This window comes from Pseudarthrobacter sp. CCNWLW207 (assembly GCF_037203945.1).
Classification (GTDB): domain Bacteria; phylum Actinomycetota; class Actinomycetes; order Actinomycetales; family Micrococcaceae; genus Arthrobacter.
The window spans coordinates 246,466-271,316 of record NZ_JBBCBS010000007.1 but is presented as its reverse complement, the minus strand read 5'-3'; the positions used below and the strand labels follow the sequence as shown (position 1 = coordinate 271,316).

Genomic DNA, 24,851 nt, shown 5'->3' with positions numbered 1-24,851 from the left:
GCGGGGCCCCCCCCCCCCCCGCCCCCAGGCGCCCGCCGGGTTTGCGCCCCACAACCGGCGGGGGGCCGGCACCCCCGGGGGGCCCCGCCCCGCCGTCGTTATTTGCTTGGTACCCCTACTTCTTACCCTGGTTGGCTACGGCCAGGATGGCTTCCGCAGCGGCATCCGGGTCCAGGTACGTGCCGCCGCGCTTGACCGGCTGGAAGTCCTCGTCCAGGTCGTAGACCAGCGGGATGCCGGTGGGGATGTTCAGGCTGGCGATCGCTTCGTCGCTGATGCCGTCAAGGTGCTTGACCAAGGCGCGCAGCGAGTTGCCGTGGGCCGTGACCAGGACAGTCTTGCCGGTCTTGAGGTCTTCCTTGATGTCCGATTCCCAGTACGGCAGGAGGCGGACCAGGACGTCCTTCAGGCACTCGGTGCGCGGGAGAGCCGCGCCGAGGTCGGCGTAGCGGGGATCGTGCGCCTGGGAGAACTCGCTGTCGTCGTCCAGGGGCGGCGGCGGGGTGTCGTAGGACCGGCGCCATTCCATGAACTGCTCCTCGCCGTATTCGGCCAGGGTCTGTGCCTTGTCCTTGCCCTGCAGCGCACCATAGTGGCGCTCGTTCAGGCGCCAGTCGCGCTTGACGGGAATCCAGCCACGGTCGGCCTTGTCCAGGGCGATGTTGGCCGTGTTGATGGCCCGCTTCAGGAGCGATGTGTAAAGGATGTCGGGGAGCACATCGTGCTCGACCAGAAGCTCGCCGCCGCGTGCTGCCTCCTCGCGGCCTTGGTCGTTCAGGTCAACATCCACCCAGCCGGTGAACAGGTTCTTGGCGTTCCATTCGCTGTGGCCGTGGCGCAGCAGAATCAGCTTGTAAGTCATGATTTTCATCCTAGCTGAGCGCCGCTGCCGCCCGCCCAGCGTTACAGGGCAGGGTCACGCGGATCCGTCACGTTGGATAGGGTTGGGCGGTGGTTCAAAAAGCTGAACGGGTGGCCGCCCCCAAGATGGCCGGCACGAACAGGACCGCCAAACCGGTGGGGAACATTACCCGCGGCACTACCAACCCCAACCGCATGCGTCGCGTGGACCGCTGGCTCACCGGCCCCCAGGCCAGGCGCCTGCGCATGGCAGAGGATCCCCTGGTGGTCGACCTGGGCTATGGCGCAACGCCCGCCACCGCCGTCGAACTTTTTGAACGCCTTCGCACCATCCGGCCGGACGTCCGCGTGTGCGGCATCGAGATCGAACCGGAGCGTGTCCGCGCCGCGAAGGAGTTGGAAGAGCCCGGGCTGAGCTTCCTGGTGGGCGGTTTCGAACTGCCCGTGCCCGGCCGACCGGTGCTGGTCCGCGCATTCAACGTGCTGCGCCAATATGAGGAAGCGGATGTGGAAAGGATCTGGCGGCTGGTTCAGGGCAGGCTCGCCCCCGGAGGACTGTTCATTGACGGCACCTGCGACGAGATCGGCCGGCGCGTGACGTGGATTGCCCTCGACAGCGAGCGGCCGCTGTCCTTGAGCATGTCGGTGCGGTTCGGAAGTTTTGTGCTGCCCTCGGAGGTGGCGGAACGGCTGCCGAAAGCGCTGATCCACAGGAATGTCCCCGGTGAACGTATCCACGGCCTCATGGCGGCGATGGACCGGGCATGGCTGGAATCGGCGCCGCTGGCGCCGTTCGGAAACCGTCAGCGCTGGCACGCGATGTGCAAAACACTGCTCGACGGCGGCTGGCCCGTTCAGGACGGACCCTCGCGGTGGCGCCTGGGTGAACTTACAGTGGGCTGGGAAGCTGTAGCGCCGGGTGTCTAGGTCACCACGGCCCGTAGGGCCCGGTGTTGCGGCTGCCTCCGCGACCGGCGTCCTTCACTGCAGGACGGACGTCGGCGAGGTAGACCGAGGCGGCCACCACGGCGGCCAGGCCAAAGAGGCCCAGGGTGCCGAACAGGCCCCCGCCGCTGCCGAGGAGCGAGAAGACGCCCACGAGGGTGGCACCGCCGGTGAGGGCGAGCCAGAAGGTCTTGGTCCGCTTGCCGGTGGCTTCAAAAGCGTTCGACCTGTGCCGTGCGCAATCAACCAGCGCCCAGAGTTCAAGCCCGAGGGCCACCACGGCAAGGACAAAGAAAACTGCCCGCTCCACATAAAAAATCATCACTTGACCGTCCACCATCCCAGCCTAGCCTTCCAGCGAGTCGAGCGCCTGCTTCAAATCGGCCCAAAGGTCCTCAACGTTTTCGATTCCGACGCTGAGGCGCACCAGGTTCTCCGGAACGCTCAGCGGTTCGGCAGTGTGGCGGCGGCGCCGTTCGATCAGGGACTCCACGCCACCCAGGGACGTCGCAGGCAGCCACAGTTGCAGGGCACGGACAAGCGTGTCCGCGGCGTCGGCGCCACTGAGATCCCCGACCGGCGCGATCTGGATGCACACGATCGATCCGAAGCCCTTCATCTGGGCCTTCGCCCGTTCGTGGCCGGGATCATCGGCAAGCCCGGGGAAGTGGATGCTTTCGACCCGCGAGTGGGCGCCCAGCCGCTCGGCGAGGACCGCCGCCGATTCCTGCGAGCGTTCGATCCGCAGGGCCAGCGTCCGCAGGCCGCGCAGCGCCAGCCAGGCTTCGAACGGCCCGGCAATTGCCCCGTGGATGGTCCTGTGGTGCAGCAGCGCCGCGCGGATGTCCGGGTTTGGCGTGACCAAAGCACCCAGGACGACGTCGGAGTGCCCTGCGAGGTACTTGGTGACGGAATGGAGGACAACGTCTGACCCCAGGGCCAGAGGCTGCTGCACCAACGGAGTTGAGAACGTGTTGTCCGTGACAACGATCGCCCCGGCCCGGTGCGCGGCATCCGTGAGGGCAGGAATATCGGCGATGCCCAGCATGGGATTGGTGGGGCTTTCCAGCCACAACATGCTGGCCGTTCGGGCGTCCGGACCCTTCGGGGTGATCTGCTCCTTGACCGCTTCTGTGTCGGCGATATCCACTGTGCGGAGCTCAATGAAGCCCTTCTGGGCAAGCTCTGCGGCCATCACCAGCGAACCCGAGTAGCTGTGGGACGGCATGACCAGGACGCCGCCGGCGGGCACCAGGGACAGCGCTGAACTGACCGCCGCAAGTCCCGACGCGTACAACAGGCCCGGCAGAGCGGACCCTTCCAGCTGGCCGAGGGCCTCTTCAAAGGGGTCCCACGTGGGGTTGGCGTACCTGCCGTAGCCGCGGTCGCCGTCGGCCAGCGGTCCAGTGCCGAAATAGGTTGAAGAGAGCACGATAGGCGGGTTCACCGGTTCGTCCCGCTCACGTGCCGGCCGGCCGGCGGCGACAACCACGGTGTCGGCTGAAAGGGACGCGGCCTGGTGTTGGGTGAGACTCATGGGGCTAGCGTACTTCGGACCGCTGCCTCCCCAGAAAGCCGTTACCTGTGCGCCCGGGGACGGCAGCAGGCCAGGGCCCAGTCGGTGAATGTCAGTGGGGTCGGTAGGCTTGTTAGGTGACTATCCAGAGCCCCGGGCTTTTTATCGCGTTTGAAGGCGGCGACGGCGCCGGCAAGTCCACGCAGGCGGCCCGGCTGGCCGAAGCCCTGGAATCCCGCGGCCTGAAAGTGCTGCGGACCCGGGAGCCTGGAGGCACGCCCATCGGCGAGAAGCTACGTTCCCTGGTACTGGATCACGGCCACGGCCACATCGATGCCCACACCGAGGCGCTTATTTTTGCGGCGTCCCGCGCTGCACATGCAGGCCAGGTCATACGTCCCGCACTGGAGCGGGGAGACATCGTCCTCACGGACCGCTACATCGATTCCTCAGTTGCCTACCAGGGTGCCGGCCGTGACCTTGGCACCGAGGCGGTCCGGTTACTCAACGAATGGGCCACCGAAGGCCTTCGCCCCGATCTGACAGTCCTGCTGGACGTGGACCCGGCAGACGGCCGCCGCCGCCGCACCGCAGGGGACGCAGCCGAGGACCGCCTGGAATCCGAGGCCGATGAATTCCATGCCCATATCCGGGAAGCGTTCCTCCAGCTCGCGGCGTCCCGCCCTGAGGACTACTTGGTGCTGCCCGCACACCTCGACGTGACAGAACTGGGGGCACGGATCCTGGCCCGCGTGGATGCGCTCCTCGCCTCCTCCGGCCGCGGTGCGGCATGAGCGTCTGGGACGATCTCCAAGGCCAGCCCGCCGTCGTCGAACAGCTCCGGCAGGCTTCCCTCGGCGAGGGGCTGACCCATGCCTGGCTGTTCACAGGGCCGCCCGGTTCGGGACGTTCCAACGCTGCCAAGGCGTTCGCAGCGGCGCTGAACTGCGACCAGGACGACGTGACCCGCCGTGGCTGTGGAACCTGCCCCGCCTGCCTGACCATCCTGGGCGAGACGCATTCCGATGTAACGTTCGTCCGCACCGAAAAGGTCACTATCACCATTGATGAGGCCCGGGAACTGGTGTCCAAGGCGGGGAACAGGCCCTCGTCCGGCCGATGGCGGATCATCGTGGTGGAAGACGCGGACCGGATGGCCGAACGGACCACGAATGTGCTGCTCAAAGCCATCGAGGAACCCACGCCGCGGACCATCTGGATGCTGTGCGCGCCCTCGCCGGCGGACGTGCTGGTGACCATCCGCTCCCGCTGCCGCGCCGTGGCACTCCGGCTGCCACCTGCGGCGGACGTGGCCGCCCTGCTGGTCAAGCGCGACGGCGTTGATTCGGCGCTCGCCGAACAAGCCGCCCGGGCGGCCCAAAGCCATGTGGGGATAGCCCGCCGCCTTGCCCGGGACCCCGCGGCCCGGGAGCGCCGGCTGGAAACAGTGAAGTTCCCGCTGGGGCTGCGCGGCGTCACCGCCGCCGTGATGATGGCCGAAAAGCTGGTGAAAATCGCAACGACAGAAGCGAACAGCTCCAACGAAGAGCGCGACGCCGCCGAGAAGGCTGCACTCCTTGCCACGCTGGGTGCGCCCGAATCGGGAACGCTGCCGCCAGCAATGCGCAGCCAGGTCAAACAGCTCGAGGACGACCAGAAGCGGCGGGCCAAACGTTCCATCACCGATTCCCTCGACCGGACCCTGACGGACCTGCTTTCCTTCTACCGGGACGTACTCATCATCCAGCTCGGGAATGCTGTGGAGCTGGTGAACGTTGAGCTGAGGGGTGAACTGGAGGAATTCGCCTCCCGGTCCACCCCGGAGGTCACCCTCGCCCGCATGGATGCAATCAACAAAGCCCGGGAACGCATCACCACTACCAACGTTGCTCCGCTGTTGACTATTGAGTCCATGGCAGCCAGCCTGATCTAGCCCCCTTACAAGGAGACACTCTCGATGACTGCTCGCCCCCTGCCCGTACGCCCCCGGTCCCTGGGGATTGGAGTGCGGGCCGCCGGCGCCCTGGTCCTGGCCATGGTGCTGGCTTCGTGCACCCTTTTTGACGGTGGGAAACAGGAGCAGGGCAGCGCGACAGCCAAGGCAGATCCGTCGATCGTCGCTGCGGCGCCGGAAGGACTCGATTCCTTCTACTCGCAGGAGGTCGTGTGGGAGCCCTGTGAAAGCGGCTTCCAATGTGCCAAGATCACCGTGCCCATGGATTACAAAAAGCCCGACGGCGAGACGATCCAGATTGCTGCCCTGAAGGCTGCGAGTACGGGCAAAAAGACCGCGACCCTGCTGGTCAACCCGGGAGGGCCGGGCGCATCCGGCTACGACTTCGTCAAGGATGCTGCAGGCACGCATTTTTCCAAGCCCGTGCGCGACAGCTATGACCTGGTGGGATTCGATCCCCGGGGCGTGAAGCGGTCGTCCCCTGTTACCTGCATGACCGATGCCGAACGCGACGCCGCCCGCGCCAAAATCTACGCCCTAGACACCGACGCCGGGCTGGCCGCCGCCTTGGCGGATAACAAGGCCATCGCTGCTCAGTGCGCCGAGCAGACAGGTCCGGCCCTGGGGCTCATCGACACCGTCAGCTCGGCCAAGGACCTGGACATCCTGCGCGCCGTTGTCAACGACAACAAGCTGAACTACCTGGGTTACTCCTATGGCACGTTCCTGGGCTCCACTTATGCTTCGCTATTCCCTGACAACGTGGGCCGTATGGTCCTGGACGGCGCCCTGGATCCGTCCATCAGTAATGAGGAACTCACCAGCGGGCAGGCCCGTGCCTTTGAAAAGGCCATCCGGGCCTATGTTGCCGACTGCCTCCAGGAGGACGGCTGCCCCCTGAACGGTACCGTGGACGACGGCGTCCAGCAGATCCGTGACCTCATCGGCGCAGTCCAGCAGACGCCGCGTACGGCCAAGGACGGACGCCTGGTGAATGCCAACATGTTCGTCAGCGGACTCATCACGCCGCTCTACAACGACGCAAGCTGGCCTGCCCTGACCCAGGCCCTTGATGCCGCCATGACGGGCGACGTGAGCCTGATGCTCCGGCTCGCCGACCTCGGCGCGGACCGCACTTCGAACGGTACGTACTCGTCCAACTCAACCTTCGCGTTCAACGCCATCAACTGTCTGGACTACCCGATGGTCTCGGACACGGCAGGCATGCGTGCCGAGCAGCAGCGCCTGATGAAGGACTCCCCCACTTTGGGATACTTCTTCGCCTACGGAGGCACGAACTGCGTGGACTGGCCGTTCTCGAGCGTGCGGACCCCTGCCCCCGTGGAATACAGCGGTGAGGCCCCCATCGTGGTGATTGGGACCACGGGCGACCCCGCCACGCCAGTGGAATGGGCAGCGTCCCTGCGGAAGCAACTGGGGAATGCGTCCCTGCTGACCTGGCAGGGTGAGGGACACACGGCCTACGGCAGGTCCAACGACTGCATTGGGGACGCCGTGGACAGCTACCTCGTGGAAGGCAAGGTTCCCGCCGACAACACTGTCTGCTGAGCAGGCCGTGGCGTCCATTTTGACCCGGGCGCAGGGACTCTATTACAGTTGACTCTTGCATGAAGCAGCCGGTTTCTTCCGGTCACCTCATGCGGTGCTTCCTTAGCTCAGTCGGTAGAGCGTTTCACTCGTAATGAAAAGGTCATCAGTTCGATTCTGATAGGAAGCTCGGGATAAACCCCGTGTTGTCGTTGATTTCGACGATGACGCGGGGTTTTTCGCTGGTTAAGCCGGACCCTGCATTTTTGAGGATGCGCAAGCGGCCGGGCCGGGGGCATACTGAGGCATGAGCGAGCGCGACGACTTCCTGGCGTGGGTGAAGTCCGCGCTGTATCAGGCGGAACTGGCCCTGCACAACGGCGACTCAGGACCACGCCGGGCGCTCTGGTCCCGTAACGAACCCGTCAGCGTCCTGGGTGCATGGCGCAATGCCCACGGGCAGCAGGAACTGGACGGGCTATTCACAGCGCTGGCAGCGGGCTTCTCCGACTGCGCTTCCTATGAGTTCGAGCTCCTGGCATACGACGTTGTGGGCAATATGGCCTATACCGCCGGATTGGAACACACCTCCGCCTCTGTCAACGGTGCGCCGCGCACGTATACCCTGCGGGCCACCCAGGTCTACCGACGCGAAGGCGGCGAATGGAAAGTCGCCCACCGGCATGGCGACACCGTGGGCGAAGACGCGTAGCTAACTCCGGCCAAATGCCACTGGCGCGTTAAGACCCACCCCCTGAAGCCAACCTATGATGGCGTCATGGATGACCACGAGCTGGCCGAAATCGCCAACGCACTCTACGCGCTGCCGCTCGAGGAGTTCATAGCCGCCCGCACGGCTGCAGCGAAGAAGGCAGCCGGAGCCGCAGAAGGACTTCCCGCCGCCGTGCGCGCCTTACCCAAGCCTTCCGTGGCTGCCTGGGCGGTTAATATGCTCGCTGCGCACCAGCCGGACATCCTGGCTCAGCTCAACGAGTTGGGCGGTCGCATGCGCGCCGCCCAGTCCTCCCTTGACGCGGCTGAGATGAGGGAGCTGGGACGGGAGCGCCGCACGCTGCTGGCCTCAGCGGTGGATGCCGCCTGCTCCGTCGCGGAACAGCATGGGCGACGGATCAGCGGAACCGTGGCAACCGCCGTCGAAGAAACGCTCCGGGCGGTAACAGCCGATGAAGGGGCGGCCGCCGCCGTCCAGAGCGGGCGGCTCCTGCAGGTCCTGTCCGCCGACGGCGTGGACACCGTTGACCTCGACGGCGCCGTGGCCGTCCCGGGGGCGGTGGCAGCTCCACAGGCGGCCGGACGCATCCCCGTCAAAAGGAAAAAGCCGGATACGACGGCGGATGTCCCGTCTGCCGCTAAGTCGGATAAGCCGCGCCTCCAGGCCGTGCGGCAGGCACCGCGGCCAGCGTCGCCGTCGGCCCTTGAAAAAGCCCAGGACGCGGAGCGAACGGCGTCTGAAGCCGCCGACGAAGCAGCACGGCAGGCACAGGAACGGCGCGACCAGCTGGCGGCGGCGGAAGCCGACTTTGCGCGCCTCGCCCACGAGGCACAGGAACTCCGTTCCCGGCTCAAGGCCACTGAGGAGGCGCTGGAACGCACGCGGAAGCTACGGGAGACTGTTGCCGCGGAGGCCAAACAGGCCGCCCGCGCGGCGGACAAAGCGCAGCGCTCTGCAATGCTGGCGCGTGAACGTGTCCTCCGGCTGGGCAACACGCGGAGCTGATGCGCCGTTATTGTCAGACCCCGGTTGCACACTGGATTTATGGAAAACCAACTCGTTCAGGAATTTCACGTCACGTACTTCGACGCCGATTGCGGCCGGATCCGGTCAGAGAGCTTTGACACCCGTGAAGAAGCCGAACGCTTCGCGGACCGCTCCTGCACCGCCGAGGACTCCTGGGCCGTGATCGACTCCGTCGCAATCGAGCAGGCCCGGATCGCCGCATAAAACAGAAAGCCCTGCCCAGCCCGGACAAGCCGGGAGGGCAGGGCTGCCGGCACTCCATCAGGGAGCGCCACGCCTGTTTTGGAGCTTTAGGCGAAGTCGGAGACTGCAGGGTCCGGGCCGATGCGGCCCTCGCCGCTTGCGCTCCGGTCCAGTCCGTTAATGGCTTCAATGTCGCCGCTGTCGAGGGTGACCTCCAACGCCGCAAAGTTTTCCCGGATGCGGGATTCCGTGACCGACTTCGGGATGACCACGTTGCCTACGGCCAAGTGCCAGGCAATGACCACCTGCGCCGGGCTGGCCTGGTGCTTGGTAGCAATGGCCGCCACTATTTCATCTTCCAGGAGCTCGCCACCCTGGCCGAGCGGAGACCACGCCTGGGTGAGGATCCCCGCGGACGCACCGAACTCACGCAGTTCCCGCTGGCTGAAGTACGGGTGCAGTTCTATCTGGTGGATGGCCGGAGCCACGCCGGTTTCGTCGATGAGGCGCTGCAGGCCCTCAATAGTGAAGTTCGAGACACCGATGGAGCGGACACGGCCGCGCTTCTGGAGTTCAATTAATGCCTTCCAGGTGTCCACGTACTTGTCCTGTTTGGGCTGCATCCAGTGGATCAGGTACAGATCCAGCGTCTCCAGGCCCAGCCTGTCCATTGATTCCTCGAAGGCCGCCAGCGTGGCCTCGTAGCCCTGGTCCGAGTTCCACAGCTTGGTGGTGATGAAGATTTCCTCGGTGGAAAGGCCGGAGGACGCGATCGCACGGCCAACGCCTGCCTCGTTGCCGTAGATCTTGGCGGTGTCAATATGGCGGAAGCCAGTCTCGAACGCCTGGCGTACAACCTTCTCGGCGACACCGTCCTCAACCTGCCACACACCGTATCCGAGCTGGGGAATAGTGTGTCCGTCGTTAAAAGTAAGTGTGGGGGTAGAAGAAGTCATTCAGCCATCGTGCCAAATGTCCGGCCCCGTCCGCAGCCAAACAGCGGCCGCTAAGCCACACGCGTAAACGGGAATACTCTCGGGCTATGGACCAGCGGCGTCCTCGGCAAGGCGGCGTTCGGCGTCGGCCACCTGTTCGAACACTGATTCAGCGCGCCTCCGGACGGACGCGGCTCCCACAGGAACCGGGCCCACGGCCAGGCGCAGCATCGCAGCCGCCTCTGCAGTAGTGGCCAGCGAATTTCCGGCTTTGGAAAGGGAGCGGTGGACGCCCGCGAGCGACCCCGGAATGTCCAGGCCGTCGCTCGGCGAACGGCGCTGGGCCTCCACGCAGATCAGGCGGACCCGGTCAAGGAGTCCTGCCAGTTCGTTGGCGATCTCAACCAGTTCGGCGTACAACTGGTCGTCCTCGACGCCCTCCAACACCTGGTGGTACCGGTCAAGGCCACGATGGAACCTGTCGTGGGCCCGACGCCACAGGCCCTTGCCAAGTTCGGCGTCATCTTTGCGCCCCTGGCGGGCGCCGGTAAAGAATCCCAACAAGAACCTACAGGTACTGGCCGGGACCGTGGTCCGGTTCCTGCGGCTGTCCCGGCTGTCCCGGCTTTCCAGGTCCGTGGCCCTGAGCTGCGGCAGAAGCACGCTGCGGCTCACCATTTTCGCCAATGACGACGCCCGGAGCAATCACGGTTCCCGGCGGAAGCTGCCTGAGCTGGAGCTGGGCTGCGGCGTGCTCCCTCGCGGCATGCTGGGCCGCGATGGCCGCCTGGATTCCGTGGAAAAGGCCTTCCAGCCAGCCCACCAGCTGGGCCTGGGCGATGCGGAGCTCGGCGTCGGAGGGCGTGCCATTGTCCGGAAAGGGCAGGCTGATCCGTTCCAGTTCCTCGATCAGCTCGGGCGCCAGCCCGTCTTCCAGCTCCTTGATGGAGCGTTCGTGGATCTCGGCCAGGCGTCCCCGGGCGGCATCGTCCAGCGGCGCAGCTTTGACTTCCTCCAGCAGCTGGCGGATCATCGTGCCGATCCGCATGACTTTCGCGGGTTCGTCCACGAGGTCCTGAAGGCTCGTCTTCGACTTCGCACCGGCGCCTGCCTCGGCACTACCCTGCACTGGAAGCCCTGCGGACTCGAGAGTTGTGCCCTCCACAGGGAGGGCTTCTGATGGCTGAGTGTCTTTCGGATCGCTCATGCGTTCATACTCTCACGAGCCGGCGGCCCCAAAGCCAGTCAATGAAGCTGCTTGACCAGAATGGAGCCCTCGTCCGCGATGAAGCCTGATTTGAGGTAGAAACCCACCGCATAGGTGTTCGCCGGAACCCAGACCTCCAACACCTCGCTGCCAGCCATCCAGAACTCCATCGCCGACACGAGGGCGGACCCAATTCCCTGGCGTCGCCAATCGCGGTGGACACCCATCTCCATCAGCAAGAGCTCTGCCCAGGGGCCGGCGGTGCGCCTGCGTTGGACAATGCAGTGCAGGAAGCCCACAGTCAGGGAGCCGTGCTCGGCGACCCAGAACAGCACTGACGGATCGGCAAGGAAGTCCCGGGCGCCGTCGGGCGTTAATGCCCCCGACGGCGCCACAGAGGGATCCTCGTCAAACAGGTTGTCAGCCTCTGAGAGCGTATTGAAAAGCTCCGCGTCCTCCGGACCGAGCCTGCGGATTGCCACCCCGGCAGGCAGTCCCGTCACTTCAGCAGCACCTGCCCTGCGGGTTGGTGTCCTGGCGGTCCGTGCGGTCCCGCCAGAACTCACGTTCAGTCAGTGGTGGCTCCCGATGTCCCGCCGCACGGTGGTACTCCACGTACTTGGAGTACGCGTCGGCGCCCAGTACGCCGCCAAGGTAACGTGAAATTCCGCGGAATCCCGTGACGATAGCGGTCAGGCCGGGGTTCATCAGTGGTGCCGTGCCTTTTCGAACCGGAGGTCCGCCGGCAGTTTGTTCCATTCAGCCATGAGTTCCCTTTCCGCTGGCGTGGGGATGATCCCCGCTGGCGCGAAGACCCTGGACGGGCGGGCCTGGTCCTCGTGGTCCCTGTTCGCAATTCCGGCTTGGTGGTTTCGGAAGGCCTTGGCAGTAGCCAGGAGAGCTGTGGCAATCACGATAATGCTGAGGACCACAAAAATGACGGACAACCAGCCCTGGATCGCAGTGTTACGGACAACCGCTTCCATGGCCGCCACGGTCTTGGCGGTACCAAATTCGGTCTTGCCGTCAGCGAGGGCCTTGGAGAAGGCGGCGTTGTTCGCGAAGTAGCCAACGGCGGGGACCGGGGAGAAGATCTTCTGGAAACTGGCGGTAATCGTGACCACCGCGGCGAAGGCCAACGGCAGGGCCACAATCCACAGGTACTTGAAGGTTCCACGTTTGGCGACGATGGCCAGGCACACCGACAAGGCAATGGCAGCCAACAACTGGTTGGCGATGCCGAACAGCGGGAACAGCGTGTTGATGCCGCCCAGGGGATCCGTCACACCCATCAGGAGTACGGCACCCCAGGCGCCTACCATGATGGCGGTGCACAGCCATGCGCCGGGGCGCCAGGAGTGCTCCTTGAACTTCGGAGCAAAGTTTCCGATCGAATCCTGCAGCATAAAGCGGGCAACGCGCGTGCCGGCGTCAACAGCGGTGAGGATGAACAGCGCCTCGAACATGATGGCGAAGTGATACCAGAAGGCCATCATGGCCGTGCCGCCGATGAACTGCTGCATGATGTGGGCCAACCCCACTGCGAGGGTGGGAGCTCCACCCGTCCGCGAGACAATGCTTTCTTCGCCGACGTTCCGGGCCGTCTCCGCCAAAAGATCCGGGCTGATGTTCACACCCGCCAGGCCCAGGCTGTTAACCCAGGTGGCGGCCGTTTCCACTGTTCCGCCGGTCAGGGCTGCGGGGGCGTTCATGGCGAAGTAGAGGCCGCGGTCGATGGAGATTGCCGCGACGAGGGCCATGATTGCCACGAAAGACTCCATCAGCATCCCGCCGTAGCCAATAAAGCGTGTCTGCCGCTCCTTCTCCACGAGCTTGGGCGTGGTGCCGGAAGAGATCAGCGCGTGGAAGCCCGACAACGCGCCGCAGGCGATGGTGACGAAGAGGAACGGGAACAAAGCACCGGGGAAGACCGGCCCGTTCTCCCGGCTGGCAAACTCGCTGAAGGCCGGAACCGTGATTTCGGGCCGGACCACGATGATGGCCAGCGCGAGCATCACGATCACGCCGATCTTCATGAAGGTGGAGAGGTAGTCACGCGGTGCCAGCAGGAGCCATACCGGAAGGATGGCGGCAATAAAGCCGTAGATAATGAGGCCCCAAGCGATGGTCACCTTGTCCAGGGTGAAGAAGGCTGCGCCCCATTCCGTCTCGGCAACAAGGCCGCCGCCGATGATGGCGGCCATCAGCAGCACAAAGCCGATGAGTGAGACTTCCATGACCTTGCCGGGCCTGAGGAACCGTAGGTAGACGCCCATAAACAGCGCGATGGGAATAGTCATGCCTACGGAGAAGACGCCCCACGGGCTTTCGCCCAGGGCATTGACGACGACGAGCGCCAGGATGGCGACAATGATCACCATGATGAGCAGGGTGGCGATGAGCGCAGCGGTACCGCCGATGACGCCCAGTTCCTCGCGTGCCATCTGGCCCAGGGAGCGTCCGCCGCGGCGCATGGAGAAGAACATCACCAGGTAGTCCTGAACGGCTCCGGCGAGGACGACGCCGACGACGATCCAGATGGTGCCCGGGAGGTAACCCATCTGGGCGGCGATGACCGGGCCAACCAGCGGTCCGGCACCGGCGATAGCAGCAAAATGGTGGCCGAACAGGACGTTGCGGTCGGTCCGGACGTAATCCCTGCCGTCGGCCTTGTATTCGGCGGGAGTCGCACGCCGGTCGTCAGGCCTAGTGATGTAGCGTTCGATGACCTTCGAATAGAAGCGGTATCCGATGAGGTACGTGCAGACCGAAGCGAACACGAACCAGATCGCGTTGACCGTCTCGCCCCGAATGATGGCCACCATGAACCAGGCAACGCCGCCAAGCAGGGCGATGGCTGCCCAGAGCGCAATCTTGGCGGGGGTCCATTTCTTTTCCTCGGCCTCCCGGATGGTTTCGTCAACGGCAGTTGCCGGTAGCTTCGGGTCAGTGGCCAGTCGGCCGCCCCCCGACCGCGGGTCACTCAGTTCATCTGGCGTTCCGGCCATGTCTCCTCCTTGAGATTTCCTTCGTCAGTGATTTGCTCCTTGGCACCCTACCAACGGCGCGCCCACGGAAGGCCGGCACTGCGGCCGGGTCGCGTGTCCTTGCGATGAACGGCGGCCACGAAGCGAGAAGCGGTGGACCCGCAGGCTGGTAGCTGGCGCCGTTCCGTGCTGAGCGCACGGAAGGCCTCCGTCCGGAGTTCCCCGGACGAAGGCCTTCAGCGTTCGGGTCTTACGCGTGCGAGTACGTGAGGCAGTCCGCGTTGTCAACGCCGGGGCCCACATGGACTTCAGGGGCATTGCACATCAGATGGTCATTGTGGATACACTCGGACCGCTGGCACGCTCCAACATCTGCAAGGACCTTGGGCAGTCCGCCGTGCGTGCCGGTATCGATGAAAGTGGCGCAGCTGGCGTGGTCAGTACTCCCAGCAACCGTGATGGCATGGGCTGTGCAGCCTTCGTGGTCATTGAAAGAGCAACGGGTAACACTGCAATCGGCAACATGAGTTGTCATAAGAGGTTCCTCCGTATCCGGCTGCCCGGGTTGGACAGCGTCCTGCCCCCCACGGTAGGCCCGTTCGCCCCAATCAAAAAGACCCAACTATGTGACGTAATTCCGCTTAATGCCGGGGCCCGCAGTTGTAAGGCTCCTCAGGTCCCAACCTCTCTCCGGGACATCGGCAGCTTCGCGCGGGTAAACAGCCAGGCCAGCGCTGCACCAGTCAGCGGCACGGCCACCAGCAGGGCCGCAAGCTGGAGCCAGGGAACGACGGCGGTACGCGCCAGCCCGGTGGCAGTCACGAGCAGTACCGCGGGCACTATCCCGGCAACGCTTCCGAGTACGGTTCCAAGCCCTGCGGTCATCAGCGCCTGCGAACCTGCGAGCGCCTTCCTCAACCCGGGCGCCGCTCCCACACCCGCAAGCGTCACGTGGTCTTTCCGCGAATCCGCCATGGAAAGGCCGGTGGTGATGCCTGCCGCGCTGAGGGTGATCAGCGCACCCAGTCCCACAATCGACCAGAGTATGAGCGAAGAATCCCGTTCTGCTCCGCGCTCCACGATCAGGGTTGTGTACTGGTTCCCATAGACAACGGCAAGGGCGGAGGACGCCTTATCCGTCCGGACGGCGTCGGGAAAGGCACTGAGTTGGACCAGCATGGCGCCATCTTCGGCGTGCATGCCCGCCGCGGCTGCAGTTTCCGGGGACACGATTCCGTAGTAGGGAACTTTGACGTCCGGCTCCAGCACGGCCGCTGCCACCATGGTCCTGCCTTCCTCTTGGTATCCCTGGAAGGCCTGGGCATTGGCAACGCCCTGCGAGGGTTTTCGCACATCCTGCGCCACCAATGCCACCTGGCCATTGCGGACGAACACGGGATTAGTCACCACCATCCCGCCGGCGGCAAGTACATCCCGCGCTTCGGCCGTTGGCGCCTTTCCCAGGAGTTTCTCCACGTCATCCACTGTCCCCACCACGATCGAGCCGACGCTTCCCTGGCTTGCATAGGGACGCATGGCGCCCTGGCAGCGCCAGTCATCGGGATCGAGGACGCGCTGACCGGCCGTCATCGGACACTCGTTGCCTTCCGGCACCGCAAGCGAGTACTGCAGGCAGCTGGACGTAGGGGTCTGGGCAGGCGTGGACCCCATCAGTTCGGGACGCATCTCGCAGTTCCGGATACTGGGTGTGCGAAGAACCCGGGTCCATTCGACCGTATCCAGGGCTCCGCTCAGTGCCGTTGCAACTGCGGCAGGGTCCATCTTTTTCGGTTCCGGCATAGTTCCATCAGCCAGCATGGGCTGTCCGGCGAGCAGGGGCACCACGGCCTGGTTCTTCAGCGCCGACCAGTAGTGGTTTTCCTGTTCATTCGCCTGTTGGCTGGACGCCAGGACCATCGTGGCGCTGGCCAGCGTGGCGGCTGCGAGGACGGCGGCGACCGCGGGCACCGTCCTGCTGCGGTTTCGCGACGAATCCCTGGCCGCCATACGGGCAGCAAGCGGCAGCTGCCCCGATCGCCGGGCGAGGAAAGCGACCACGCTCCCGGTCAGGAGGACCAGGGAGACAACAGCCAGGACGGCACCTCCCAGCAGGAACCAGGCAATGACCGGTGTCCTGGAGATAAACACGTCCGGATCTTCACTGGAAAGGGCAAGCCAGCTGCCCGCGGCCAGTGCGGCGGCCGCCACTCCGAGCAGGACAACGCCCAGGACCGCAGGCCGCTTGCCGGCAGGGAGAGGTGCCCGTCCCGATTTGAGAGCGCCGAGAACGGCTTGGCGTGCCACCTGCCGCGCGGGAGCCACAGCTGCCAGCAGGCAAGCGGCGAAGCCCATGACCATCGCCGCGACAGTCAGGAGCGTGTCCGGATGGAAGCCCGGGAAACGGACCGATCCATTCGCGCGCGCCACAAAAACGACGACGGCGGACGCCACAAGTCCCGTGGCCGCACCGGCCGTAACGGCAATGCCGCCCAGCCACAGTGAAGCGGCCATCACCACCGAGCGGATGGTGGGAGTTTCTGCTCCCGAAGCCGCCAGCAGAGCCAGTTCGCGAACCTGGCCTTTGGCACCGACCGCAAACGCCGCCCCCGCGAGCAGCCCCACCTCGAGCAGCGCCAATGCACCCAGGAACGCACCCGTCACGTACGCGGCGAACGGCGTGGAGTTGTTGAACTGCGCTGATGTGCCGTCCGTTCCCAGCTGGTCCTCCGGCGGCGGATTCAGCGCAACGGACCGGGACAGCACCGCCACGCCCGCGGCATTAGCCTCACGGACCTGGTTCCAGGTAACAGGTTCCGGTCCCACCACGTAGTACAGGGTGGACTTGACCACCACCGCCGATGCCTCGCCCGGGGCGGAATCCGCTGGAGCCAGGTCATCCAGGCCGCCTTGACCCGGCTTGAGGTACACGATGGAATTGCTGTCCGAGTACCCGGCATCCCGTAGGGTCCCCACTACAACGAACGTTCCGGCCGAGGTGGCGAGTTCCTCCCCCAGTTCCAGCCCGAACCGGTCCAGCAGACCAGGTGAGACCAGCATTTCGGCGTCGGTTCCGGGCGCCCGGCCCTGGAGCAGGGTGTACTTGCCGTGGAAAGCGGGCGCCAGCGCGTCCACCGCCCGTCCCACCAACGGCACCTCTGCGGCGCCCGACTCAGCGGTCAGGTCAAGGGTAGTCTCGGGCAGCACGGAATAGCCGTCGGGCACCAGCTCCTGCGGATCCTTCGGTGTGAAATCCGGGTCCTGGTCCCAGTTGCCGGAGGCTATCCGGGTTTCGTCCACGGGGTCCTGGACCATCTGGCCGTTTGTCATCGCCATGGGCCGGAAGCGGGCCTGGGTGCCGCCCAGTTGATACTGCACGCGCTCTGCTGCAGTCTCCTGGGTGCTCTGGAGGAGCGTCACCGCACCGGTCATGGCTGCCACAGGCAGCATGATCAGCAGGATAATCAGGAGGGAACGTCCCTGATGGCGGCGGAGATCGCGCCTGGCCATGCGCATCGCCACATGGAAAGCCTGCCGGCGCCCTCCCGGGGCCGGCTTTAGGTCAAGCGCCACGTCAGTATCCGGCCTGCGCCAAAAGCATGGCGGGGTCGTGCATGGCAGCGGCCTGGTCCACGATCCTGCCGTCCCGGAGGAAAACCACACGATCAGCCCAGGCGGCGTGCCGGGCCTCATGGGTTACCAGCATCACGGCCGCCCCGGCGTCCGCGCGGGAGCGGAGCACCTCCATCACGCCTTGGCCAGTGGTGGAATCCAGCGCCCCTGTTGGTTCGTCGGCCAAAATCAGCCGGCGGTCGCCCACGATGGCACGGGCAATGGCCACGCGCTGCTGCTGCCCACCCGACATTTCGTCCATGAAACGCTCGGCGAGCTCCGGGATGCCCACTTGCCGCAAGGCGTCCAGTGCCTGCCGCAGCGCCTTCTTCACGGCCGTCCCGTCCAGCTCCAGTGGCAGTGCCACGTTTTCGGCTGCGGTCAGCGTGGGGACGAGGTTGAAGTCCTGGAAGACGTAGCCCACCGCCCGGCGGCGCAGCCGCGCCAGTTCATTCAGCCCCAATCCACCCAGCGGCGTGGACTCCACAAAAACACCGCCCGACGTCGGCCGGTCCAGTCCGCCGGCCAGCGCCAGCAGTGATGATTTCCCCGAACCTGACGGTCCCATGACGGCGACGAACTCGCCGGCGCTGACGGTGAGGTCAACCTCCCGCAAGGCAGCGACCGCCGTCGCGCCTTCACCAAAGGTCCTGCTGACCTTTGCAAGTTCCAGGACCTGTTGCGGCCCCTTGACGCTCACCGGCGGCTATCCGCGATGAGCGGGGCAGCCTCTTCCGAAGTGACCCCGTTGGACGATTTACGTACTGCTCCCTGGCCGGCGGACTGTGCCTGCTGCACCATCCGCGCTTCGCAGAGATCCAGCCAGCGGACCTCCGCTTCCGTCTGGAAGATCAGTGAATCCAGCACCAGCAGCCAGGCGGTGTCTGCCGACCGCTGGCTTGCGGCAGTATCCCGCCGCGCCTTGGTGTAGTCCTGCAGCGCCCGGATTGACGCCACGCGTTGGGCCTGGATGATTGCCTGGACGTCTACGCCCGGGAGCGTCACTGCCAAGGCCAGCTTGATGGCCAGTTCGTTCCGCGGCGGGTTGGTGCGCTCCACTGGCGCTGCGAACCAGCCCTGCACTTCCGCTTTCCCGGCAGGGGTAATGCTGTAGACCACGTGGCCTTCGCCGTCGCCGCCGTCATTGCTGACCAGGCCATCACGTTCCAGCCGGTCCAGCGTGGTGTACACCTGCCCGATGTTGAGGGGCCAGGTGGTTCCGGTCCGGTTCTCGAACTCAACCCTGAGCTGGTAGCCGTAACGCGGCTGGTCCTGCAGCAGGGCGAGGAGGCTGTGGCGGATTGACATGATGCTCCTAGCGGTGGCGTCAGCGTCGGTATGCACGGACCCCCAAGACCCGTGCATACCGCGTATGGAGTGACCCTAGTCCACTTTCGGCGCCAACGCAATACTGAGTATTCACCGCCGTTTCGGAGCCGCCCGCAGCACGGACGCCGACTACATGACCAGAAGGACCTTGCCCACGTGTTCGCCGCCGTCGAAGTACTTGTGCGCCGCCCGTACCTGGTCCAGAGGGAAGGTCTTGGCCACAAGCGGCCTGATCTGGCCGTTCGTGATCAGAGGCCATACGGACTCCCTGACGGCGTTCATGATGGCACCCTTTTCCGCCACGGGGCGCGGCCGCAGCGCGGTGGCCACCACCGCCGCGCGCTTCCTCAGCAGTTGGCCGAGGTCCAGTTCGCCCTTCGCCCCGCCCTGCAGGCCGATCACGATCAGTCGTCCGTAGTCCGCCAGTGCATCAACATTCTGGGGAAGGTACTTCGCCCCCACCACATCCAGGATCACGTCCGCGCCCTTGCCGCCGTTCTGGCGCCTCAGGCTCTCCGGAAAGTCCTCCTCGGCGTAGTTGATGGCGATGTCCGCTCCCAGGAACGCCTTTGCTGTGCCTACTTTTTCGTCATTGCCGGCCGTGGTGGCAACCCGTGCCCCCAGGGCTTTGGCAAGTTGGATGGCCATGGTGCCGATACCGCCAGTCGCCCCGTGGATGAGCACCGTCTCGCCGGCCTGCAACTGCGCCGTCATGACAAGGTTCGAATAGACCGTGGCAGCGACCTCAGGCAGGGATGCCGCCGTGACCACGTCGACGCCGTCGGGAATCCGCAGGACCTGTTCCGCAGGAACGGCCACCTGCTGCGCGTAGCCCCCGCCGGCCAGCAGCGCCACTACCTTGTCACCGACCGAGAATGGTTTACTGACGCCGGGGCCGAAGCCGGCGATCCTGCCGGAGACTTCCAGGCCCGGGATCTCGGAAGCACCCGGGGGCGGAGGGTAGAACCCCCTTCGCTGCTGCACATCTGCGCGGTTAAGGCCGGCAGCGACGACGTCGATCAATACCTCGCCCTGCCCCGGAATCGGAGCGTCCACGTCGCGGACTTCCAGCACCTCCGGACCACCAGGTTCTGAAATGTAGACGGCTTTCATGGAGAACTCCCGTTTCTTGCTGATTCGTGCCCCAAAACCAGTGTGCACCGGACGCACGCCAGACTCTGTTTTGTTGCAGCCAACTGCCTATGAAACACTACTCGTTAGGGAAGGTTGTCCGAGCGGCCGAAGGAGCTAGTCTTGAAAACTAGTGTGCGGTAACCCCGTACCAAGAGTTCGAATCTCTTACCTTCCGCGAATGGAACCCCGGTTCACCAGTTTCTGGCGAACCGGGGTTCCGTCGTTTCCGGGCTCCGGTACACCACCCTCGGAGCCGGGGACGCCGCCAAGGCCGGCATCATGGATGCCTCCGGTTATCTCCCGGCAGATGTCCCGTCCAACTGGCAGATTTACTTCGCGGTGGAGGACGCCGACGCAACGATCGAAAAGGCTGTATCCCTCGGAGCGGCCGTCATCGACGGTCCGGAAGATTCGCCCTTCGGCCGGCTCGCCACGCTGGCCGACCCCACCGGCGCCATGTTCAAGATCGTCGCGGACAACGTGCTCGACGCTAATGCTGCGCAGTCCCCGGAGGGCTGAAACCATGAGCCTCACGGCTCCAAGCTGAACGGGCCCTTCCCCCGGAAAAACCCGCAGGAAGTGAGAGAGCGTTCCGGGGTGGTGGGTTTCAGCGCCCCAGGATAGCCTGCGCGATCTCGTCGGCGTCACGGAGGGTGCGCTGCCCGCTGGGATAGGTTGGGCCGCCTGGCTGGACTGCCTCCGCAGCGATGGCGGTACCCCATTGGGTTGCCGAGAGCTGCAGCCCCAACACATAGAGCCCGGCGGACACTGACCCGTTGGCTGCCACAGGCCGGTAGGGATGCGGGCTGACATCCAAGCCTGTGGCCTGCACGGGTGCGCCCTCCGCCGTCATCATGAGGCGCGGCCGTACCAGCCCGTCCGACAGGAGCTGTTTGAGCAGCGGAGAGTCACTGGCGGAAACCCGGTTGGCCGGGGCGAGCGCCTCCACCATGGTTTTTGCCGCTGCCGGCGGACCCTGCACCCAGGGTGAGGCAGCCGTAAACATCCCGGCACGGCGGTCCAGCCCGAATTTGGGGTCGGGACCAACAAAGCTGACCACGCCGGCACGGGCCAGTGCCGCCAGCTGTTCGGCACGCAGCGCCGGCGGTCCGCTGGCCAGCCCTTCCACAAAGGACTCGAACCAGCCACGGAGCCCGGCGACCCACGATTCGTCGGTGATGCCGCCGTCCGCCACCGCGGTTTTCAGGACGGCCCGCCCGTGGTGGAGGGCGCCGATTGCCATCTTGATGGGGTCGTCCTCACCCAGGGCGGAGCGGCGGGCGTCATCCATCAGGTAATCGACGACGGCGGCGTCCAGCTCCGAGCGCGAGGCGAACGACCTGCCCGCAAGCGGTGCGGCGAGTCCCGGGAGGTCCAGGCGGTGGCGCGGCGGGACATGGATGGCGAGGACGCTGGCCATGGCGTCCTCCCAGTTGGCCGCGCTGTGGGTGTGCGGGTGCAGCGCGAGGTCCAGGGCTTCAAGGAATGCGGCCGGCTCCGCCACGGCCCCGGGCTGCGAGCGCACCAAGGTTGAGTAGTAGGCCCAGAGCGTGTCCCTGTGGAGCAGGGGCCAGAGGTCGTGGTCGAAGCCGGGACGGATCCCGGCGGCGGCAAACCGTTCCAGCGCGGCACCGGTCAGGTACCGCAGCCGAATGGATGCTGCGTAATACCCCGCCAGGGCCGCCTTAGTGCGGTAGGGGGTGCCACGGCGTGAGGCGGCGATGATCAAGGGTTCCTGGCCGGAAGGGAGGTAGTCCAGCCGGGGGCCGGCGTCGATAAACTTTCCGCCTCGCCCCTCGGTGAGCTGGCCCATGGCGTCAAAGAAGTTCAGGCCCATGCCGCGGACCAGGACGGGTTCACCTGCCGGGATCGAGTCCCAGTCCACATCAGTGGGGATTGCCGGCGGGAGGTATCGCAGGCCCATCTGTGCGGCCGATGACTGCAGCTCCCGCTGTTCAGCATTCAGCCGTGAGGGGATGTGGCCCAGGGCCAGCACCACCGAATCTGTCCGCAGGGAACCGCCCCCCGCCAGGCCGACGTCGAACGCTCCGTCGCCGGACGGAACCACCGATTCCGCTGACGTTTCGTGGAACTGGACGGTCACGCCGTCAGGCAGCCGATCCAGCAGATCCCTAAGGGTGCAGCGCAGGTAGCGGCCGTACAGTGCTCGGCTGGGAAAGTCGCCCGATCCCAGTACGGCGAGCTCGGAGCGTTCCTCCATCGTGAGCGACGGCTCCGGATTGTGCCGCTGCCGGGCCCGCCAGCCGTTGAAGGTGGTGCCGGCAACAGGAGCCGCCATAGCCGGGTCCTCGGGAATGAGGGTGGGGTAAAACGACTGGGTGTTCATCAGGTACAGCCGGGACTGGCCGGGCTGCCACACGTGGCCGGAGCCGGCCGGGTAGGGATCGATCACATCGATATGCAGCGCGGCCTGCCCGGTCCGTGAAGCCGCGTGCGCCAAGAGGCGTTCCAGGACGCTGGTACCCCGAGGACCGGCGCCGATAATGGCGGTCCGGATCTGCTGCGTTGTACCCACGGCATCCAGAGTATCGGCTTGTACGGCGGGCCCTTGACTTGCTAGGGGCGTGCAGATGTTGTTTGGATGGGGCGCATGACCACCACTGAAGCTGACTCAGCGCCCGGTTCCACCCCTCCAGCCCTCTCCCCCGAGCCCATCGATGAGAACATCTGGCTCGAGGAGATCTATGGGGAGGAGCAACTGGCCTGGGTCCGGGAGCAGAACGCCCGCACCGAGGACCTGCTGGAAGATGCCGACTACGCTGCCCTCGAAGGCAGCATCCTGGAGGTCTTGGATTCCACCGACAGGATCGCCATGGTGGGCAAGCGCGGAGACTGGTACTACAACTTCTGGAAGGACCAGACGAACCCGAAGGGGCTGTGGCGCCGCACCACCTGGGAAAGCTACCGCACTGACGCCCCTGAGTGGGATGTGCTTCTGGACGTCGATGCCCTCGCCGCCACAGAAGGAGTGGAGTGGGTGTTCCACGGAGCCACCTTCCTTCGGCCTGCTGACGGCGAGCCGCACCGCCTCGCACTGCTGGCCCTCTCACCCGACGGAGGCGACGCTAACCGGTACCGGGAGTACGACGTCGAGGCACGCGGCTTTGTGGCGCCGGCTGACGGCGGCTTTGACCTGCCGACGGCGAAGGGTAACGTCTCGTGGCTAGACCAGGACACGCTGCTGGTGGCCTCCACCGCGGAGGGGCTGCCGCGGACGTCATCCTCCTATGCCCGCACGGCAGTGACCCTGCGCCGCGGTGAAGCGCTCGCCACGGCGCCGCTCCTCTTCGAGGTTCCCGAGAACCACATGCTGGCCGTGGTGGCACACGATTCCACTCCTGGCTTTGAGCGCACTTTTGCCGTGGACTACATCGATTTCTTCAACCAGCGGACCTCCGTCCAAGTGGACGGGGCCTGGGTGGAGATCGACGTACCCACGGATGTGAACATCAGCGCGCACCGCGAGTGGCTGCTGTTCCGCCCCCGCCAGGACTGGACCGTGGACGGAACCACTTTCCCGTCCGGGGCCCTGCTGGCCGCCCGGTTTGACGACTACCTGGCCGGGTCCCGTGACCTGTCGGTGCTGTTTACGCCTGACGCCCGCGCGTCCCTGCAGTCCTGGAGTTGGACCAGGAACTTCCTGTTGCTGAACCTGCTGCGCGACGTCTCGTCCGAGATCCGCGTGCTCGACCCCTCGGTGCCATCGGCCGGCAGCGGGTCCGCCGCCTGGGCGTCTTCGCAGCTGGACGCCTGCCCACCGCTGCACGACGTGAACGCATATGCGGTGGACGACGAGGACGAAGGCCCGTCCGACGGCGGCGCGGGGGACGATTTCTGGCTGGTCGCCACCGGCTTCACCACCCCGACCACTCTGATGCGGGGGACGCTGGAGCGCAGTCCCGCTGCCGGGACGGCAGGCGTGGTGAGCAACCATGCGGTAGTCAAGGCGTCGCCGTCGTTCTTTGACGATTCCCAATACGAGGTCCAGCAGCACTTCGCGGTATCCGCTGACGGCACGCGGGTCCCCTACTTCCAGGTTGCGTCCCGGGACCTGGTGCTGGATGGCCAGAACCCCACGCAGCTCTCCGGGTATGGCGGGTTCGAAGTGTCCCGGACCCCCGCTTACAGCGGAACCGTGGGCAGGGCCTGGCTGGAGCGGCGTACGCGCGGAACCGGCGACGCAACCTCCGGCGGAGCGGGGGCCGCCGCGCATTCCCGGGGCGGCGTCTATGTGGTGGCGAACATCCGCGGTGGCGGAGAATACGGCCCCGGGTGGCACCGGGCTGCACTTCAGGAGAACCGACACCGCGCCTTTGAGGATTTTGCGGCCGTAGCCCGGCACCTTATCTCCCGCGGGGTGACGTCCAAGGAACGTCTCGGATGCGTGGGCGGCTCCAACGGCGGCCTGTTGGTGGGCAACATGCTGACCAGCTATCCGGAACTTTTCGGAGCCGTCTCCTGCGGTGTACCGCTGCTGGACATGCGCCGCTTTACGAAGCTGTCCGCCGGACACTCGTGGATTGCGGAGTACGGCGACCCCGATGTCCCGGAACAGTGGGAGTTCATCAGGACGTTTTCGCCCTACCACCTGCTCAAGGACGGGGTGGAGTACCCAGAAACGTTCATCTGGACTGCCACCTCCGATGACCGAGTAGGCCCCGTGCAGGCCCGCAAGATGGCCGCCCGGATGGAGGCCATGGGCATCCGCAATGTCTGGTTTCACGAAGCTCTGGAAGGCGGTCACGCCGGAGCCTCTGACAACCGGCAGGCAGCAGCGCTGCAGGCCCGCAGCCAGCATTTCCTGTGGCGGACCTTGGCCGGCGACGCTTTGTAACCGCCCTGCTGGCGGCCCGACCGGTGCGG

Annotated in this window: 24 protein-coding genes and 2 tRNA genes; 11 read left to right on the top strand and 15 right to left on the bottom strand. The window is 65.5% G+C overall.

All coding sequences use genetic code 11. The annotated features are described in order from the left end of the window. Positions 1-115: 115 nt before the first annotated feature. The gene (locus V9L17_RS14615; protein WP_337348095.1) at positions 116-862 is read right to left on the bottom strand and encodes a phosphoglyceromutase; all 747 of its coding nucleotides are present in this window, start codon (positions 860-862) and stop codon (positions 116-118) included. Between the two features lie 89 nt (positions 863-951). Between V9L17_RS14615 and V9L17_RS14610 the strand changes: the two genes are divergently transcribed. After that, positions 952-1,788, top strand: coding sequence for a class I SAM-dependent methyltransferase (locus tag V9L17_RS14610; protein ID WP_337351950.1), 837 nt, complete (start codon positions 952-954; stop codon positions 1,786-1,788). Position 1,789: 1 nt separating this feature from the next. Here V9L17_RS14610 and V9L17_RS14605 read toward each other — a convergent pair whose 3' ends face one another. Both V9L17_RS14605 and V9L17_RS14600 read right to left on the bottom strand, forming a co-directional pair. Next, on the bottom strand, positions 1,790-2,146 hold the full coding sequence (locus tag V9L17_RS14605; RefSeq protein WP_376044557.1) for a DUF2516 family protein: 357 nt from the start codon (positions 2,144-2,146) through the stop codon (positions 1,790-1,792). Positions 2,147-2,152: 6 nt separating this feature from the next. Then, the gene (locus V9L17_RS14600; RefSeq protein WP_337351949.1) at positions 2,153-3,343 is read right to left on the bottom strand and encodes a trans-sulfuration enzyme family protein; all 1,191 of its coding nucleotides are present in this window, start codon (positions 3,341-3,343) and stop codon (positions 2,153-2,155) included. Positions 3,344-3,459: 116 nt separating this feature from the next. Here V9L17_RS14600 and tmk point away from each other — a divergent pair, with 116 nt between their 5' ends. From tmk to V9L17_RS14565, 7 genes are all read left to right on the top strand, one after another. Then, positions 3,460-4,116, top strand: a complete 657-nt coding sequence (tmk, locus tag V9L17_RS14595) for a dTMP kinase (RefSeq protein ID WP_337351948.1) — start codon at positions 3,460-3,462, stop codon at positions 4,114-4,116. Continuing rightward, positions 4,113-5,255 carry a DNA polymerase III subunit delta' gene (locus V9L17_RS14590; protein WP_337351947.1) on the top strand — a complete coding sequence of 381 codons (1,143 nt, stop codon included), beginning with the start codon at positions 4,113-4,115 and terminating at the stop codon, positions 5,253-5,255. The genes tmk and V9L17_RS14590 overlap by 4 nt, the downstream gene beginning before the upstream one ends. Before the next feature lie 24 nt (positions 5,256-5,279). Further along, complete coding sequence (locus V9L17_RS14585) at positions 5,280-6,845, top strand: alpha/beta hydrolase (protein WP_337351946.1); 1,566 nt, start codon at positions 5,280-5,282, stop codon at positions 6,843-6,845. A gap of 96 nt (positions 6,846-6,941) precedes the next feature. Beyond that, positions 6,942-7,014 (top strand) — tRNA-Thr (locus V9L17_RS14580). Between the two features lie 117 nt (positions 7,015-7,131). After that, positions 7,132-7,536: a nuclear transport factor 2 family protein gene (locus V9L17_RS14575; protein ID WP_337351945.1), complete on the top strand. Its 405-nt coding sequence runs from the start codon at positions 7,132-7,134 to the stop codon at positions 7,534-7,536. Positions 7,537-7,602: 66 nt separating this feature from the next. Continuing rightward, positions 7,603-8,562 carry a hypothetical protein gene (locus V9L17_RS14570; protein WP_337351944.1) on the top strand — a complete coding sequence of 320 codons (960 nt, stop codon included), beginning with the start codon at positions 7,603-7,605 and terminating at the stop codon, positions 8,560-8,562. Positions 8,563-8,601: 39 nt separating this feature from the next. Continuing rightward, positions 8,602-8,787 (top strand): hypothetical protein, encoded by a 186-nt coding sequence (locus V9L17_RS14565; protein ID WP_337348087.1) that lies wholly within the window; start codon positions 8,602-8,604, stop codon positions 8,785-8,787. 86 nt (positions 8,788-8,873) lie between these two features. Here V9L17_RS14565 and V9L17_RS14560 read toward each other — a convergent pair whose 3' ends face one another. The 11 genes from V9L17_RS14560 to V9L17_RS14510 all read right to left on the bottom strand — a co-directional run bounded on the left by V9L17_RS14560 (position 8,874) and on the right by V9L17_RS14510 (position 19,946). Next, on the bottom strand, positions 8,874-9,722 hold the full coding sequence (locus tag V9L17_RS14560) for an aldo/keto reductase (protein ID WP_337348086.1): 849 nt from the start codon (positions 9,720-9,722) through the stop codon (positions 8,874-8,876). An 84-nt stretch (positions 9,723-9,806) separates the two neighbouring features. Beyond that, the gene (locus V9L17_RS14555) at positions 9,807-10,262 is read right to left on the bottom strand and encodes a hypothetical protein (RefSeq protein ID WP_337348085.1); all 456 of its coding nucleotides are present in this window, start codon (positions 10,260-10,262) and stop codon (positions 9,807-9,809) included. 7 nt (positions 10,263-10,269) lie between these two features. Next, on the bottom strand, positions 10,270-10,908 hold the full coding sequence (locus V9L17_RS14550) for a bacterial proteasome activator family protein (RefSeq protein WP_337348084.1): 639 nt from the start codon (positions 10,906-10,908) through the stop codon (positions 10,270-10,272). Between the two features lie 38 nt (positions 10,909-10,946). Next, the gene (locus tag V9L17_RS14545; protein ID WP_337348083.1) at positions 10,947-11,411 is read right to left on the bottom strand and encodes a GNAT family N-acetyltransferase; all 465 of its coding nucleotides are present in this window, start codon (positions 11,409-11,411) and stop codon (positions 10,947-10,949) included. 1 nt (position 11,412) lies between these two features. Continuing rightward, positions 11,413-11,616: a YbdD/YjiX family protein gene (locus V9L17_RS14540; RefSeq protein ID WP_337348082.1), complete on the bottom strand. Its 204-nt coding sequence runs from the start codon at positions 11,614-11,616 to the stop codon at positions 11,413-11,415. After that, complete coding sequence (locus tag V9L17_RS14535) at positions 11,616-13,916, bottom strand: carbon starvation CstA family protein (RefSeq protein WP_337348081.1); 2,301 nt, start codon at positions 13,914-13,916, stop codon at positions 11,616-11,618. The genes V9L17_RS14540 and V9L17_RS14535 overlap by 1 nt, the downstream gene beginning before the upstream one ends. Positions 13,917-14,145: 229 nt before the next feature. Beyond that, a complete protein-coding gene (locus V9L17_RS14530; protein WP_337351943.1) occupies positions 14,146-14,430 on the bottom strand; it encodes a DUF1540 domain-containing protein in 285 nt (94 codons plus the stop codon). 137 nt (positions 14,431-14,567) lie between these two features. Continuing rightward, positions 14,568-17,402 carry an ABC transporter permease gene (locus tag V9L17_RS14525; RefSeq protein ID WP_337351942.1) on the bottom strand — a complete coding sequence of 945 codons (2,835 nt, stop codon included), beginning with the start codon at positions 17,400-17,402 and terminating at the stop codon, positions 14,568-14,570. 64 nt (positions 17,403-17,466) lie between these two features. Continuing rightward, positions 17,467-18,204, bottom strand: a complete 738-nt coding sequence (locus tag V9L17_RS14520) for an ABC transporter ATP-binding protein (RefSeq protein ID WP_337351941.1) — start codon at positions 18,202-18,204, stop codon at positions 17,467-17,469. Continuing rightward, positions 18,201-18,812 (bottom strand): PadR family transcriptional regulator, encoded by a 612-nt coding sequence (locus V9L17_RS14515; RefSeq protein ID WP_337348077.1) that lies wholly within the window; start codon positions 18,810-18,812, stop codon positions 18,201-18,203. The genes V9L17_RS14520 and V9L17_RS14515 overlap by 4 nt, the downstream gene beginning before the upstream one ends. A 150-nt stretch (positions 18,813-18,962) precedes the next feature. Further along, positions 18,963-19,946 (bottom strand): NAD(P)H-quinone oxidoreductase, encoded by a 984-nt coding sequence (locus V9L17_RS14510; RefSeq protein ID WP_337348076.1) that lies wholly within the window; start codon positions 19,944-19,946, stop codon positions 18,963-18,965. A 108-nt stretch (positions 19,947-20,054) separates the two neighbouring features. Between V9L17_RS14510 and V9L17_RS14505 the strand changes: the two genes are divergently transcribed. Continuing rightward, positions 20,055-20,142 (top strand) — tRNA-Ser (locus tag V9L17_RS14505). Positions 20,143-20,246: 104 nt separating this feature from the next. Continuing rightward, the gene (locus V9L17_RS14500; protein ID WP_337351940.1) at positions 20,247-20,486 is read left to right on the top strand and encodes a VOC family protein; all 240 of its coding nucleotides are present in this window, start codon (positions 20,247-20,249) and stop codon (positions 20,484-20,486) included. An 88-nt stretch (positions 20,487-20,574) separates the two neighbouring features. Here V9L17_RS14500 and V9L17_RS14495 read toward each other — a convergent pair whose 3' ends face one another. Then, entirely contained in the window at positions 20,575-22,503 is a 1,929-nt protein-coding gene (locus V9L17_RS14495) for an FAD/NAD(P)-binding protein (protein ID WP_337351939.1), read from the bottom strand. Between the two features lie 75 nt (positions 22,504-22,578). Here V9L17_RS14495 and V9L17_RS14490 point away from each other — a divergent pair, with 75 nt between their 5' ends. Next, complete coding sequence (locus V9L17_RS14490) at positions 22,579-24,822, top strand: prolyl oligopeptidase family serine peptidase (protein WP_337351938.1); 2,244 nt, start codon at positions 22,579-22,581, stop codon at positions 24,820-24,822. The last annotated feature ends 29 nt before the right edge of the window (positions 24,823-24,851 follow it).

What these genes read in the sequence shown, in the direction of transcription:
- V9L17_RS14535 (WP_337348081.1), bottom strand. Translation starts at nt 13,916, where the DNA reads ATGGCCGGAACGCCAGATGAACTGAGTGACCCGCGGTCGGGGGGCGGC.
- V9L17_RS14550 (WP_337348084.1), bottom strand. Translation starts at nt 10,908, where the DNA reads ATGAGCGATCCGAAAGACACTCAGCCATCAGAAGCCCTCCCTGTGGAG.
- V9L17_RS14590 (WP_337351947.1), top strand. Translation starts at nt 4,113, where the DNA reads ATGAGCGTCTGGGACGATCTCCAAGGCCAGCCCGCCGTCGTCGAACAG.
- V9L17_RS14615 (WP_337348095.1), bottom strand. Translation starts at nt 862, where the DNA reads ATGACTTACAAGCTGATTCTGCTGCGCCACGGCCACAGCGAATGGAAC.
- V9L17_RS14575 (WP_337351945.1), top strand. Translation starts at nt 7,132, where the DNA reads ATGAGCGAGCGCGACGACTTCCTGGCGTGGGTGAAGTCCGCGCTGTAT.
- V9L17_RS14565 (WP_337348087.1), top strand. Translation starts at nt 8,602, where the DNA reads ATGGAAAACCAACTCGTTCAGGAATTTCACGTCACGTACTTCGACGCC.
- V9L17_RS14605 (WP_376044557.1), bottom strand. Translation starts at nt 2,146, where the DNA reads ATGGTGGACGGTCAAGTGATGATTTTTTATGTGGAGCGGGCAGTTTTC.
- V9L17_RS14530 (WP_337351943.1), bottom strand. Translation starts at nt 14,430, where the DNA reads ATGACAACTCATGTTGCCGATTGCAGTGTTACCCGTTGCTCTTTCAAT.
- V9L17_RS14570 (WP_337351944.1), top strand. Translation starts at nt 7,603, where the DNA reads ATGGATGACCACGAGCTGGCCGAAATCGCCAACGCACTCTACGCGCTG.
- V9L17_RS14500 (WP_337351940.1), top strand. Translation starts at nt 20,247, where the DNA reads ATGGATGCCTCCGGTTATCTCCCGGCAGATGTCCCGTCCAACTGGCAG.
- V9L17_RS14600 (WP_337351949.1), bottom strand. Translation starts at nt 3,343, where the DNA reads ATGAGTCTCACCCAACACCAGGCCGCGTCCCTTTCAGCCGACACCGTG.
- V9L17_RS14515 (WP_337348077.1), bottom strand. Translation starts at nt 18,812, where the DNA reads ATGTCAATCCGCCACAGCCTCCTCGCCCTGCTGCAGGACCAGCCGCGT.
- V9L17_RS14490 (WP_337351938.1), top strand. Translation starts at nt 22,579, where the DNA reads ATGACCACCACTGAAGCTGACTCAGCGCCCGGTTCCACCCCTCCAGCC.
- V9L17_RS14540 (WP_337348082.1), bottom strand. Translation starts at nt 11,616, where the DNA reads ATGAACCCCGGCCTGACCGCTATCGTCACGGGATTCCGCGGAATTTCA.
- V9L17_RS14525 (WP_337351942.1), bottom strand. Translation starts at nt 17,402, where the DNA reads ATGGCCAGGCGCGATCTCCGCCGCCATCAGGGACGTTCCCTCCTGATT.
- V9L17_RS14510 (WP_337348076.1), bottom strand. Translation starts at nt 19,946, where the DNA reads ATGAAAGCCGTCTACATTTCAGAACCTGGTGGTCCGGAGGTGCTGGAA.
- V9L17_RS14560 (WP_337348086.1), bottom strand. Translation starts at nt 9,722, where the DNA reads ATGACTTCTTCTACCCCCACACTTACTTTTAACGACGGACACACTATT.
- V9L17_RS14585 (WP_337351946.1), top strand. Translation starts at nt 5,280, where the DNA reads ATGACTGCTCGCCCCCTGCCCGTACGCCCCCGGTCCCTGGGGATTGGA.